This is a genomic window from Nocardiopsis sp. TSRI0078 (assembly GCF_001905145.1).
Lineage (GTDB): Bacteria > Actinomycetota > Actinomycetes > Streptosporangiales > Streptosporangiaceae > Nocardiopsis.
This window is the reverse complement of record NZ_LWLB01000006.1, coordinates 17,785-30,812: the sequence shown is the minus strand read 5'-3', so window position 1 is coordinate 30,812 and position 13,028 is coordinate 17,785. Positions and strand designations below refer to the sequence as shown.

The following is a 13,028-nucleotide window of genomic DNA, read 5'->3' as shown; positions in this document are numbered from 1 at the left end:
CGCAAGCTCGCGACGGGGCTCGGGGCGCCAAGAACCGGGGTTCTTCGTCGTCGCCCACGCCTGCCGCTCGTTCCTCGCTCACGGCTTGGCTCCTCCTGTGGAACCCGGTACGCCCCTCGCGTGCTCGCGTCGGGACCGGGCGCCAAGAATCGGGGTTCTTCGTCGTCGCCCACGCCTGCCGCTCGTTCCTCGCTCACGGCTTGGCTCCTCCTGTGGAACCCGGTACGCCCCTCGCGTGCTCATGGGCTTGCGTCGGGGCTCGGAGCGAAGGCGCTGTTCACAGCGGGCTCCGAGGGCGCATGGCGTGCTGGAGGGGCCCGGCGGCGTCCCCGGACCATGCCCGGGGCCGTCGTGGGAGCGGATCCCGACCGGGAACGTTCGTCGGATCAGCGGTGGCCCGGGACGTTGACCACCCGGCCGTTCGGGTCGAGGGCGAAGAACCGGCGCACGCCCCACTCCTCGTCCTGCAGGGGGTGCACGATCTCCGCGCCGCTGTCGAGCACGGCCGCGTACACCGCGTCCACGTCGTCCACCTCGATGCTCATGCCGGGCCGGACGGGCGCGGTCCGGTCGCGACTCATGAGGATGATCTGTGCCGTGGGGTTGGAGGGAGAGGCGAGGTTCATGACCCAGCCCAGGTTCATGGCCTCCTCAAACCCCAGAAGGCCGTAGAAGTCGCGGCTCTCCTCCATGGCCTCTGTCCCGACGTCGGGCACGACTCGGCGGACGGACATCAACGGCTCCTGTCAGTAGGGGGGGCAGGGTGTGCCTGAGCCCTTCCGGGCGGCAGCGAGACGCACCCGCCACGGCCCACTGCCACAACAGACCCTAGACAGCTGCCGGGCACCGCACCAGGGCCCTTCCACGCCTGTGGACGACTCCGGGCGGTGAACGGGGGTTCCCGGACCCGTCGCGGTCATCCCGCCGTCGCGGCCACGCCGATCAGCACGCCCACCGCGATGGCCAGGGTCAGGAGGACGGCGAACGCCATGCCAAGCAGATAGGCATGCCGTTCGAACCACGTCACGAGGCCCGGCCGGTATCCCTGGAGCTGCCGGGGGGGGTGACGGGTTCCTCCGGGCCGCTGCACGGCAGCCCGAGCGCGTGCACCAGCCGGTCCATGTCCTCGGCCGTGTAGTGGGCGCCGTACACCCTGACGAGCACGCCGCCGTGCGCGTCGAGGACGAACAGGGTGTCGCAGGGACCCTGGCGCGGCTGGACGACGGACGCGCGGACCGTCCACACGGCACGCGCCCGTGACCGGCGCCGCCGGAAGAACGCGCCCTTGAGGACGATCTCGTGCGCGGTCAGGATGATCCCGGCGCGGTGGACGTGCGCGGCCACCAGCGAGAACAGCACGACCCACGCGGCGCCCACGACCAGGGCCGCCTCCGGGCCGCCCCGGAACGCGACACCGGCGGTCACGATCACGCCGCTCACCATCCCGAGGGCCAGCCTGCTCCACCCCGCTCGGAGGTCGGGGCGCAGTACGAGATCATCCTGACCCTGGTGCACGTGAGTACCGTCCTTCCTGGCTCCTCGGACGGTCGGACGGTTCCGCGCCGGCGCCGGTTCCCTCCTCCCGAGACGCTGCGCGCGGTCCCGCGCCGACGGCGGCACGGCGGACGGAGCGTGCGGACGGCCCCGCACGACTCCGAAACCGGTTTGGCGGAGAAACGGCCGGGGGGTAGGGTGGTAGCTCTTTTCCGGACGCACCCCTCCACGGGTGCTGTGCGCTCCAAGGATCGGAACGAACCGGGCCCCCAGGGCGGCCGGGGCGGGACCCGCGCACACATGCCACCGTCCCGCCGAGCCCCTTTCCGAGGTCGCCGTATGTCCACGACCGTTCCCGCCGCCGTGCCCGTGAGCCCCGAGCTCCAGGCCGAACGCGACCACCTCGCCGCCGCCCGCGACGCCCTGCGCAGGATGCGCGAGGACGTCGAGGGCAGCGAGCTCGTCCTGGGCGACGTCGTCAACGACAAGGTCACCAACGCCGCCCTGCGCCGCGGCCGCGAACGCCGCCTCGCCGCCCTGGCCGACGTCCCCGGCGCCCCGCTGTTCTTCGGCCGCCTCGACTTCGAACCCGGGACCGTCTTCCTGGACGACGTCCCCGAGGCCCCCGCACCCGGCTCCGACGGCACCGCGCCCGCCTCCGAGCCGGGAACCGAGCCGGACCGGGTGCACATCGGCCGCCGCCACGTCCACGACCCCGACGGGCGCCCCATGGTCCTGGACTGGCGCGCGCCCGTCTGCGTCGCCTACTACCGGGCCTCGCCCAGTGACCGGATGGGCGTGCGCACGCGCCGCCGCTACGGCTTCACCACCCTCGACCGCGGACCGCGCGCCGACCCCGAGGCGGTGCTCACCGCCTTCGAGGACGAGCCGCTCACCGTCACACCGGCCGAGGCCGACCGGCGCGCCGGCGAACTCCTCAGCGCCGAGATCGAGCGCCCCCGCACCGGGCCCATGCGCGACATCGTCGCCACCATCCAGCCCGAACAGGACGACCTCGTCCGCGCCCCGCTCGGCACCACCCTGTGCGTGCAGGGCGCGCCCGGCACCGGCAAGACCGCCGTCGGCCTGCACCGCATCGCCTTCCTCCTCTACACCGAGCGTGAACGCCTCTCCCGCTCCGGCGTGGCGATCGTGGGCCCCAACCGCTCCTTCCTCTCCTACATCCGCGACGTCCTGCCCGCCCTCGGCGAGGTCGACGTCCGGCAGACCACCGTCACCGAGATGCTCACCAAGGGGCTGCCCGAGCGCGCCCGCCCCGCCGCCGGGTGGGTGCGCCGCACCGAGGAGCCCGCCGCCGCGCGGATCAAGGGCCAGGCCCGCATGGCCGAGGTGCTGCGCCGCGACCTGTGGTCGCACCTGCGCACCCCCGAGGAGGCGCTCGTGGTCCGCCGCGGATCACGCCGCTGGCGCCTGTACCCCGAGGACCTGCGCACCCTCCTCGACGAGCTGGCCGGGCGCGGCGTCACCTACGGCTCCGGCCGCGAGCTCCTCTCCCACCGCATCGCCCACGCCGTCCTGTCCCTCATGGAGGGCCGGGGGGAGGTGTGCGACGACCGCACCCACGAACAGGTGCGCCGCGACCCGGCCGTGCGGTCGGCGGTCACCGCCATGTGGCCCAGGGCCGACCCGCTCAAGCTCGTCCTCGGCCTGCTCACCGACCCCGAGCGCCTCGCGCGCGCCGCCGAGGGGCTGCTGTCCCCCGAGGAGCAGGCCGCCGTCCTGCTGCCCGGCAGGCCCCGCGGCCCGAAGTCGGCCCGCTGGTCGGAGGAGGACCTCGCGCTCGTCGACGAGGCCGCCGCGCTGATCGAGCGACCCGCCGGGCTCGGCCACATCGTGGTGGACGAGGCCCAGGACCTGAGCCCCATGCAGTGCCGGGCCATCGGCCGGCGCTGCGTGTCCGGTTCGCTCACCGTGCTCGGCGACATCGCCCAGGGCACCAGCCCGTCGGCCACCGCCGACTGGTCCACGCTCCTGGAACACCTCGGCAAGCCCACCGGCCACCTGAGCGTCCTGAACCGCGGGTACCGGGTCCCCGCCCAGATCATCGACTTCGCCGCACGGCTCCTGCCCACCATCGCCCCCGTCACCCGCCGCCCCCAGGAGGGGGCCTCCGGCTCCAGCCACCCCTTCGCACCGGTCTCCGTGCGCCGTGCGGCCGGGTCGCTCCGCCTCACACACGCCGCCGACGGGCTCGCCGCGTCCGTGGTCGACGCCTGCCGCGCCGCGCTCGGGGGAGAGGGATCGGTCGGGCTCGTCGCCGCCGACGCCGACCTGCCGACCCTGCGCGGGGCACTGGAGGCCGAGGGCCTGCCCACGCCGCTGCTGGGGGAGGCGGACACCGGTCCGGACGCGGGCCGCCTGGTCGCGGTGCCCGCCAGTCTGGCCAAGGGCCTGGAGTTCGACGCGGTCGTGGTCGCCGAGCCGGCCTCCATCGTCGAGGCCGAGGAGCGCGGCGCCAACCGGCTCTACGTGGTGCTCACCCGCGCCGTCAGCACCCTGCACGTGGTGCACGCGCGCCCCCTGCCGGAGGCCCTTCGCGTCAGTGGCTGATCTCGGTGCGGGGTGTGGCCCGGACCCGCTTCCACGGTCCGGGCAGCAGGCCCGCGGCGAGCAGCCACAGGGCCACGGTCCCCAGGTGTGCGCGCTGCAGGGTGCCGAACACGACCCCCGCCTCGCCGTCGCCCCCGGTCGCGTAGGTCCGCACCGCCATGACCAGCATGGCGACGGCCGACACCAGCTGGAGCACGGCCAGGACCGCCAACAGCATCCACATGCGGTCGTGGTGCCGGTAGCGGTTCACCGTCAGGGTGGACACGGCCACCAGCGCGGCCAGGACCGCGGCCGCCGCGACCAGCGCCTGGGCCGTGGTGGCCCCGGGGATCCCCTCCGCCAGCGACTCCGCGGTGCACACCACGTCCGTGGAGACCACGCACGGCCCCGGGAACAGCGTGGCGGCCAGGGAGGCCGCGCCGAACACGGCCATGGACCACCACGACACCGACAGCCAGGCGCTGGTCTCCTTCGCGCCCAGTGACAGTCCCAGGCCGGCGGCGAGCATCACCAGGACGGCCCCGGTGCGGTGCGCGCTCTCCAGGAACCTGCTGAAGCCCGCGTCCTGGTCGGCCAGGGCGCCGCTGACGGCGGCGCCTCCCGGCAGGATGACGTCCACGGCCCAGAGGCTGTACACGATCGCGGCCGCCACCGCCGCGACCTTCCCGTCCCTGTAGTCCCAGTGCAACTGTGCGGAGTGCGGCATAGTGCCCCTTCTTCCACGGATGTCCCCAGAGATGGGACGGTCCAGCGGTGGCGCTGTCGAACTCACCGTTGTCTCGGGACCCTACGCCTTCCTTGCCCCGACGTCACCCAACTCGCGGCGGCACTGTTATCCACGGGTGCGTGTTCACGCGGCATCATCGGGGGGACACCGGCGACGACGCGGGTACGGGTAGGGAACGATCGACGAGAAGGGCGCACGCATGGACGGCGCATCCACGACGCGATGGGTGATCGTGGGGGTCGACGGAACCGATTCCAGCCGCCACGCGCTGGAGTGGTCGGCGCACCAGGCGATGCTGCGGGGGCTCGGGGTGCGGATCGTCGCGGCCGCCGGGCCACTGGCCTCCGTCGGCGTGTTCGCCGGACACACGCACCTCGAGGGGGACGTGCCCCCGGACGAGGCCGACACCCGGGGAGCCGAACGCCTGCTGGAGTACGCGGGGGACTGGGTGTCCCGGCTCTTCCCCGAACTGCGGGTGGACACACGCCTGTCCTACGCCCGCCCGGTGGAGGCGCTGCTCGCCGAGGCCGCGGCGGAGGGCGCCGTCGCCGTGGTGGTGGGCTCGCGCGGACTGAGCGGGATCGCGGCCGCCTTCGTCGGCTCCGTCGGCATCGAACTGGCCGCCCGCGCGCCGGTCCCGGTGGTCGTGCTGCCCCACGAGCACGCGTCGGCGCACGGTGTCCGGGGCCGTGTGATCGTGGGCATCGACGGGTCCGACCCCAGCAGGCGGGCCCTGGACTTCGCCTTCGCGCAGGCCGACTTCGCCGACACCGAGCTGGTCGCCGTGAGCGCCTGGCAGCCCCTGGTGGCCTTCGCCGCCGCGACCGGCCCCATCCCCCCGGAGCTGTTCGACGACGAGACCGCGGCCGAGGCCGCCCGGCAGGCGGTGGAGGACGAGCTGGCCGAGCCGCGCCTGCGCCATCCCGGGGTCACCGTGCGCACCCGGGTGGTGCGCGCCCATCCGGTGGTCGCCCTGCTGGAGGAGGCCACGCCCGCCGACCTCATCGTGGTCGGCTCCCGCGGCCGCGGGGGATTCCGCGGGCTGCTGCTCGGCTCGGTGAGCCACTCCGTCCTGCACGGCGCCGAGGGCCCCGTCGCGATACTGCGCTGACCGGGCCCGGTCCCGCGCCCTTCCGGGCGGCCCCGGGCCCGGCCACGTGGGCGTGTCCGCCCGCCGCGCCCCCGGGGCGCGGAGCACAGGTCTAGCCCCCCTCCCGCGGCCCGAACCCCCTTGTGTGACGAACAGCACGGTGTGTCGGGCGCTGTGGGCCGTTCTCCCCGTGACCGGGGAAAGCGGCTCCGAACAGTACCGGAGCACGTCCCGGACGCGCGTTCCCCTACCCGGTGGTAGACCACTCGGATCCCCTGCTGTGCGGCGGAATCCGCTCCTTCTGCGTCACACCTGTAGACCACTGGCCTATACCAATTGGTCACTGTGGGGGGTTGTCGTTCATGATGCGAGAGATCTCGACCTTGAGAAGGAGCCGCTGTGACTGCCGTGGGTATCGAAGTGGGCGCCGTACCGACCGAGCACGAGGGACTCATCTCCTGGGTGCGCGAGGTCGCGGAGCTCACCCAGCCGGACGAGATCGTGTGGTGCGACGGTTCGGAGGAGGAGTGGACCCGACTGACCGACCAGCTGGTCGAGCAGGGGACCTTCGTCCGCCTGAACCCGGACAAACGCCCGAACAGCTTCTACTGCAAGTCCGACCCGAGCGACGTCGCCCGGGTCGAGGACCGCACCTTCATCTGCTCCGAGCGCGAGCAGGACGCGGGCCCGACCAACAACTGGATCGCGCCGGACGAGATGCGCGCTACCTTCGGCGAGATCTTCCGGGGCGCCATGCGCGGCCGCACCATGTACGTCGTGCCCTTCTGCATGGGCCCGCTGGGCGGCGACATCTCCCAGCTCGGTGTCGAGATCACCGACTCCCCGTACGTCGTGGTGTCCATGCGCATCATGGCCCGCATGGGTACCGCGGCCCTGCGCCTGATCGAGGAGCGCGGCGACTTCGTCAGGGCCGTCCACTCCGTGGGCGCCCCGCTGGAGCCCGGCCAGCAGGACGTCCCCTGGCCGTGCAACTCCACCAAGTACATCTCGCACTTCCCCGAGACCCGTGAGATCTGGTCCTACGGTTCCGGCTACGGCGGCAACGCCCTGCTCGGCAAGAAGTGCTACGCGCTGCGCATCGCCTCGGTGATGGCCCGCGACGAGGGCTGGCTGGCCGAGCACATGCTCATCCTCAAGGTCACCCCGCCCAAGGGGCGGCCGCACTACGTCGCCGCCGCCTTCCCGAGCGCCTGCGGCAAGACCAACCTCGCCATGCTCCAGCCGACCGTCCCCGGCTGGAAGGTCGAGACCGTCGGCGACGACATCGCCTGGATGCGCTTCGACGAGCAGGGGCGGCTGCGCGCCATCAACCCCGAGGCCGGGTTCTTCGGCGTCGCCCCCGGCACCGGCGAGAAGACCAACGCCAACGCCGTGAAGACCCTGTGGGGCAACAGCATCTTCACCAACGTCGCCCTGACCGACGACGGCGACGTGTGGTGGGAGGGCCTGACCGAGGAGCCGCCCGCGGGCCTCACCGACTGGAAGGGCCGCCCCTGGACGCCGGACTCAGGCGAGCCCGCGGCCCACCCGAACTCCCGCTTCACCACGCCGGCGGGCCAGGCCCCGACCATCGCCGACGAGTGGGAGGACCCGGCGGGCGTGCCCATCTCGGCCATCCTGTTCGGCGGCCGACGCGCCTCCGCCGTGCCGCTGGTCACCGAGTCCTTCAGCTGGCAGCACGGTGTCTACCTGGGCGCCAACGTCTCCTCGGAGAAGACCGCCGCCGCCGAGGGCTCCGTCGGCGAGCTGCGCCGCGACCCCTTCGCCATGCTGCCGTTCTGCGGCTACAACATGGGCGACTACTTCGCGCACTGGGTGAAGCTGGGCCAGGGGGCCGACGAGTCCAAGCTGCCCCGGATCTTCTACGTCAACTGGTTCAAGAAGGACGCCGACGGCCGCATCGTGTGGCCCGGCTTCGGTGAGAACAGCCGCGTCATCAAGTGGATCGTCGAGCGCCTGGAGGGGGAGGCCCCCGCGGTCGACACCCCGATCGGCCGCGTGCCGACCGCCGACGCCATCGACACCGAGGGCCTGGACGTCTCCGACGAGGACATGGAGTTCGTCCTGGACGTGGACACCGACGTCTGGAAGCAGGAGGCCGCCCTGGTCCCCGAGTTCTTCAAGACCTTCGGTGACCACCTGCCCGGCGAGCTCTGGGACGAGTACCACGCCCTCCTGGACCGCCTGGGCCGGTAACGACCCCTCCCGCCGGCCCCTTCCGCGCGGGGCCCGGCACCTCGGGGCGCGGGCACGACGGTGCCCGCGCCCCTTCTCGTGTGCCCGGGCACAGGGGCTTGCCGACCGGGTGCGGGCCGTGTCGCCCCCTTGCTCCGGAGAGGTCATGTCAGTGCAAGATTTCAGAAAAGACGTGGAAACTCTTGCAGAAATGAGCGCGGTCTCATTAACGTGCCGGTCAACACCCCTGACCCCCGAGAGGACCGGCACCCCCTATGAGTCCCCCGCGCCCACGGCCTGACCGCCCCTCACACGGGCCCGGACCCGGCCTCGTCCGAGCCGTCACCGCCGGACTGGCCGCCACGGCCCTCGCGCTCCCCCTGTTCGGCGCGAGCGCCGCCGCGCTCCCGGTACCCGCCGAGCCCACCGGGCAGGCGGTGGGAGCGGACCTCACCGAACAGCGCGCCCACTGGATCGACCGGGGCACCGTGCTCTGGCCCGCGGACCTCGCTCCGGGGCACACCTACACCCTCGTGACCTCCGCTGACGCCGACCTCGACGTCTCCGGCGGCGAGCTCGGCGGCACCTACGAGACCCTGGAACTGACCCCGGACCCCGACGGCCCGACCGAGGACCAGCGCGCCGCCCGGCCCCACCTGGCCGACCTGTCCGCCCTGGACGTGGAGCGGGTCAACGGGCCGCGTCTGCGCACGGCGCTCACCGGGCAGCTCGCCGTCGTCGAACGGGACGGCGACGGCACGGTCACCGCCGCGACGGGCGTCCAGATCCCCGGCGTCCTCGACGACGTGTACGCCGACGCGGCCGACGCCGACCTGGGAGCCGTCTGGGACGCGAAGGGCCGCCCCACGGTCTCCCTGTGGGCGCCGACCGCCCGGTCCGTGAGCCTGGAGCTCTACGACGACTCCGCCTCCGACACCCCGCGCGTGGTGAGGATGCGGCGCGACCACAGGACCGGCGTCTGGTCGGTGCGGGGCGGGGCCGACTGGGCCGGGCGCTTCTACACCTTCGACGTGCGGGTGTTCTCCCCCTACGCCGACGGGGGCCGGGGCGCCGTCGTGGACAACCGGGTCACCGACCCCTACAGCGTCTCGCTGTCCACCGACTCCGTCCGCTCCCACCTGGTGGACCTGGACGACCCGGACCTGGCCCCCGAGGGGTGGGCGCACCAGGACAAGCCCGCCGCGGTGCCCCCGGAGGCCGCCTCGGTCTACGAGCTGCACGTGCGCGACCACTCGGTCTCCGACGACACCGTCCCCGCCGAGCTGCGCGGCACCTTCGCGGCCTTCACCCGTCCCGGCTCCGCCGGGATGCGCGAACTCGCGTCCCTGGCCGAGGACGGCATGGACTACGTCCACCTGCTGCCCGCCTTCGACATCGGTTCGGTGCCCGAGGACCCCGCCGACCGGGCCGAGCCCTCCTGCGACCTGGAGTCCTTCGGCCCCGCATCCGAGGAGCAGCAGGCCTGTGTCGCGCAGGTCCGCGGAGAGGACGCCTTCAACTGGGGCTACGACCCGTACCACTACACGGTGCCCGAGGGCTCCTACTCCACCGACCCGGACGGCGCGGCGCGCGTCACCGAGTTCCGCCGGATGGTCGGCGGCCTCAACGACGCCGGGCTGCGCGTGGTCATGGACGTGGTCTACAACCACACCCACCAGGCCGGACAGGACGAGCAGTCGGTGCTCGACCGCGTCGTCCCCGGCTACTACCACCGCCTGGGGGCCGACGGCGGCGTGGCCACGTCCACCTGCTGCCCGAACACGGCGCCCGAGCACCTCATGATGGGCAAGCTCGTCGTGGACTCGGTGACCACCTGGGCCCGCGACCACAAGGTCGACGGCTTCCGCTTCGACCTGATGGGGCACCACCCCAAGCAGAACATGCTCGACATCCGGGCCGCCCTGGACGAGCTCACCCTGGAGGAGGACGGGGTCGACGGCTCGTCGGTCCTGCTCTACGGCGAGGGCTGGAACTTCGGCGAGGTCGCCGACGACGCCCGGTTCGTGCAGGCCACCCAGGCCAACATGGCCGGGACGGGCATCGGCACGTTCAACGACCGGCTCCGCGACGCCGTGCGCGGCGGCGGACCCTTCGACGCGGACCCCCGCGTACAGGGATTCGGGTCCGGGCTCTACACCGACCCGAACGGCTCGCCCGCCAACGGCACCGCCGAGGAGCAGCGGGCGCGGCTGCTCGGCTACCAGGACCTGATCAAGGTGGGCCTGACCGGCAACCTGCGCGACTACCGGTTCACGGACTCCTCCGGTGAGGAGACGACCGGGTGGGAGGTGGACTACAACGGCGCCCCGGCCGGCTACAACCTCCACCCGGGCGAGGCGGTCACCTACGTGGACGCGCACGACAACGAGACCCTGTACGACGCGCTCGCCTACAAGCTGCCACCGGGCACGCCGATGGGCGACCGTGTGCGGATGCAGGCGCTGTCCCTGGGCACGGCGGTGTTCGGCCAGGGCACTGTGTTCGTGCACGCGGGCAGCGAGCGACTGCGCTCGAAGTCGCTGGACCGCAACTCCTACGACTCGGGGGACTGGTTCAACCGGCTCGACTGGGACTGCGCCGCCGGCAACAACTTCGGCGCGGGCCTGCCCCCGGCCTGGGACAACCAGGACAAGTGGGACTACGCCCGGCCGCTCCTGGCCGATCCCGCGCTCGTCGCGGACTGCGCGGCCGTCGAGGCGGCCCGGGAGCGCTTCGGCGAGATGATGCTCATCCGCGAGTCCACCCCGGCGTTCTCGCTGGGCACCGCCGAGGAGGTCCAAGGCCGGGTGTCCTTCCCGACCAGCGGCGCCGACGAGCTGCCCGGCGTCATCACGATGCGTGTGGACACCACCGGCCTGGAGGGTGAGTGGTCGTCGGTGACAGCGGTGTTCAACGCGACCCCCGAGACCGTCGGGCAGAGGGTGGAGGCTCTGGCGGGCGGTGACGTGTCCCTGCACCCGGTGCAGGCGGAGTCCACCGACGAGACCGTGCGCGGATCCTCCTTCGACCCGGGCACCGGCACCCTGACCGTGCCGCCGCGCACCGTCGCGGTGTTCGTGGAGGACTGACGCGGGCCCGGGCCGGGGGATGCGACCCCGGCCCGGGCCGAAGCCCCGTTCGCGCGGGCCGGTGCTGGTCACGGCCTCAGGGAACATTTGCGGGCGTTCCGACCTTCGGCCGGAAGGGCGGCCGGGGCCGTGTTACGGATGGATCCGTTCCCCACCGGCCCTCTCCTCCTGGAAGCCACATGCTGACGTTGCTCCTCGTTCTCACCGTCCTGATCGCCATGGTCGGCGGCGCTCTGCTGGCAGTGGGCAGGTTCCGCGTCGACGACGAGTCCTCGGGGGGAGCCGTCAGCGTCGTCGTCGCTCCCTGCGTGCTCGCGCTCTACCTCGCGTCGGCGGCGATGGGGGTGGTCATCGGCTGGGAGGACTTCACCGGGGCCGGCGACGGGTTGACCGCCGAGGTGGGCGCGGCCGAGTCGCTGTACTGGAGCACCGCCGCCTTCCCCGAGGACGAGGCGGAGGCCGTGCGCGAGCAGCTGCGCACGTACATGACCACCGTCGTGGAGGAGGACTGGCCGCTGATGCGCGACGGCGGCGAGCTGAGCTCCGAGGGCGAGGAGGAGCTCGCCGACCTGGCCGCGTCCGTGCGGGAGCTGTCGGTGTCCGACACCGGTGACGGCCTGGACCGCCTGACCGCGCGCCAGGAGCTCGCCGAGCTCAGCGACGCGCGCATCGAGCGCGCCGACGCCGCGGGGGACGGGATCCCCTCCGTCCTGAACGCCATCGCGGCCCTGTCCGCCATCGCCGTGGCGGTGCTGCCGTTCGCCATGATCCGGCGGGGCTCGTCCGTGGCCTACTTCTGGGCCTCGGCCAACCTGGCGTTCGTCTTCGCCACCATCCTGCTGCTGTTCTACCTGGGCAACCCGTTCAACGGCGCCCTGGCCCACGACGCGGGCGCGATCCAGGAGGTGCTGGCCGGGTTCGACCGGACCGACGCCGCGCTCGGTTCCCGGTGACGGGCCGGAGAAGCCGTTTCCCGTGCTCGCGAACGGCCGGCCCCGCGCCGGTCAGTTCGCGGAGCGCGCGGCGGCGCGGCCCGCGCCCGAGGCGGCCACGGCGATGACGACCATGAGCACCACCATGGTGCGCATCGGCGTGAAGGATCCGGCCGCCCGCGGAGCCGAGGACGACGACATGTCCGCCAGCACCTGCTCCCCGGCCGCCTCCTCCACGACGGGCGGGGCGGACGGGGACGGGGAGGGTTCCACGGGGTCGGTCGCGCGCTCCCGGCCGGGGTCCGCCGGGACGGCCGGGGGCTCCTGGCCCGGGGCCGCCGACCCGGGCGGCGCCTCCCCGGGCTCCTCGGGGGCCTCCGGAACCGGTTCCGCGGGAGCGGGCACCTCGGGCGACGGGGGAGCGGGCTGCTCCGGTGCCCCGGGCCGCGGCTCGCACGGCGGCGCCTGGCCCCTGCGGACCACCACCCGCACACCGTTCGCGCACACCAGGACGTAGGACTCCGGGACGACCTCGACCAGCGCGCCGGACATCCTCACCCGGACCCCGGCGGGGCCCACCTCCACACTGGAGGTCCCGTCGTCCACGGCCACGCCCGGACCCGTACCGTCCACGCGTACGTCCGGGGCCGCGCCGTCCACGCCGACACCCGGTCCCGTACCGCCCACGGCCACGTCCGGGCCCGCACCCTCCCCGCGTACGTCCGGGGACGGAACCGCGCCCACCTCCGGCGGGGCGGTCGGCGGACCGCCCTCCAGGGCGAGCGCGGACGGGGCGCCGGAGGTGAGCAGGAGCGCGCTCAGGGCCAGCAGGACGGGCGGGACACGACGCGAGGGGAGCATGTCGCCCATCGTATCCACGCCGGTACGCGGAGTGATTCCGTGTGGTCGCGGAGCCGTGTGCGGAAAGG

Annotated in this window: 9 protein-coding genes; 5 read left to right on the top strand and 4 right to left on the bottom strand. The window is 73.4% G+C overall.

The window, feature by feature from the left end; translation table 11 throughout:
- Window positions 1-386: 386 nt before the first annotated feature.
- Complete coding sequence (locus tag A6A08_RS07405; RefSeq protein WP_073701798.1) at window positions 387-734, bottom strand: VOC family protein; 348 nt, start codon at window positions 732-734, stop codon at window positions 387-389.
- 289 nt (window positions 735-1,023) lie between these two features.
- Window positions 1,024-1,515: a hypothetical protein gene (locus tag A6A08_RS07400; protein WP_242422166.1), complete on the bottom strand. Its 492-nt coding sequence runs from the start codon at window positions 1,513-1,515 to the stop codon at window positions 1,024-1,026.
- 318 nt (window positions 1,516-1,833) lie between these two features.
- On the opposite strand from A6A08_RS07400, the gene A6A08_RS07395 reads away from it, so the two are divergent.
- On the top strand, window positions 1,834-4,065 hold the full coding sequence (locus tag A6A08_RS07395; protein WP_073701797.1) for an AAA family ATPase: 2,232 nt from the start codon (window positions 1,834-1,836) through the stop codon (window positions 4,063-4,065).
- Here A6A08_RS07395 and A6A08_RS07390 read toward each other — a convergent pair.
- The gene (locus A6A08_RS07390) at window positions 4,055-4,771 is read right to left on the bottom strand and encodes a DUF998 domain-containing protein (protein WP_073701796.1); all 717 of its coding nucleotides are present in this window, start codon (window positions 4,769-4,771) and stop codon (window positions 4,055-4,057) included. The genes A6A08_RS07395 and A6A08_RS07390 overlap by 11 nt on opposite strands.
- A gap of 220 nt (window positions 4,772-4,991) precedes the next feature.
- Here A6A08_RS07390 and A6A08_RS07385 point away from each other — a divergent pair, with 220 nt between their 5' ends.
- From A6A08_RS07385 to A6A08_RS07370, 4 genes are all read left to right on the top strand, one after another.
- Entirely contained in the window at window positions 4,992-5,903 is a 912-nt protein-coding gene (locus A6A08_RS07385) for a universal stress protein (protein ID WP_073701795.1), read from the top strand.
- 378 nt (window positions 5,904-6,281) lie between these two features.
- A complete protein-coding gene (locus A6A08_RS07380) occupies window positions 6,282-8,099 on the top strand; it encodes a phosphoenolpyruvate carboxykinase (GTP) (RefSeq protein ID WP_378698825.1) in 1,818 nt (605 codons plus the stop codon).
- A gap of 254 nt (window positions 8,100-8,353) precedes the next feature.
- On the top strand, window positions 8,354-11,167 hold the full coding sequence (gene pulA, locus A6A08_RS07375; RefSeq protein WP_073701793.1) for a pullulanase-type alpha-1,6-glucosidase: 2,814 nt from the start codon (window positions 8,354-8,356) through the stop codon (window positions 11,165-11,167).
- A gap of 179 nt (window positions 11,168-11,346) precedes the next feature.
- Window positions 11,347-12,120: a DUF4239 domain-containing protein gene (locus A6A08_RS07370; protein WP_073701792.1), complete on the top strand. Its 774-nt coding sequence runs from the start codon at window positions 11,347-11,349 to the stop codon at window positions 12,118-12,120.
- A 51-nt stretch (window positions 12,121-12,171) separates the two neighbouring features.
- Here the strand turns inward: A6A08_RS07370 and A6A08_RS07365 are convergent, their stop codons facing one another.
- Window positions 12,172-12,960 carry a hypothetical protein gene (locus tag A6A08_RS07365; protein WP_143181707.1) on the bottom strand — a complete coding sequence of 263 codons (789 nt, stop codon included), beginning with the start codon at window positions 12,958-12,960 and terminating at the stop codon, window positions 12,172-12,174.
- Between the last annotated feature and the right edge of the window lie 68 nt (window positions 12,961-13,028).

Bases quoted from the DNA above. Each gene is read 5' to 3' on its own strand.
- A6A08_RS07390 (WP_073701796.1), bottom strand. From the start codon at position 4,771: ATGCCGCACTCCGCACAGTTGCACTGGGACTACAGGGACGGGAAGGTC.
- A6A08_RS07370 (WP_073701792.1), top strand. From the start codon at position 11,347: ATGCTGACGTTGCTCCTCGTTCTCACCGTCCTGATCGCCATGGTCGGC.
- A6A08_RS07395 (WP_073701797.1), top strand. From the start codon at position 1,834: ATGTCCACGACCGTTCCCGCCGCCGTGCCCGTGAGCCCCGAGCTCCAG.
- A6A08_RS07365 (WP_143181707.1), bottom strand. From the start codon at position 12,960: ATGCTCCCCTCGCGTCGTGTCCCGCCCGTCCTGCTGGCCCTGAGCGCG.
- A6A08_RS07405 (WP_073701798.1), bottom strand. From the start codon at position 734: ATGTCCGTCCGCCGAGTCGTGCCCGACGTCGGGACAGAGGCCATGGAG.
- A6A08_RS07385 (WP_073701795.1), top strand. From the start codon at position 4,992: ATGGACGGCGCATCCACGACGCGATGGGTGATCGTGGGGGTCGACGGA.
- pulA (WP_073701793.1), top strand. From the start codon at position 8,354: ATGAGTCCCCCGCGCCCACGGCCTGACCGCCCCTCACACGGGCCCGGA.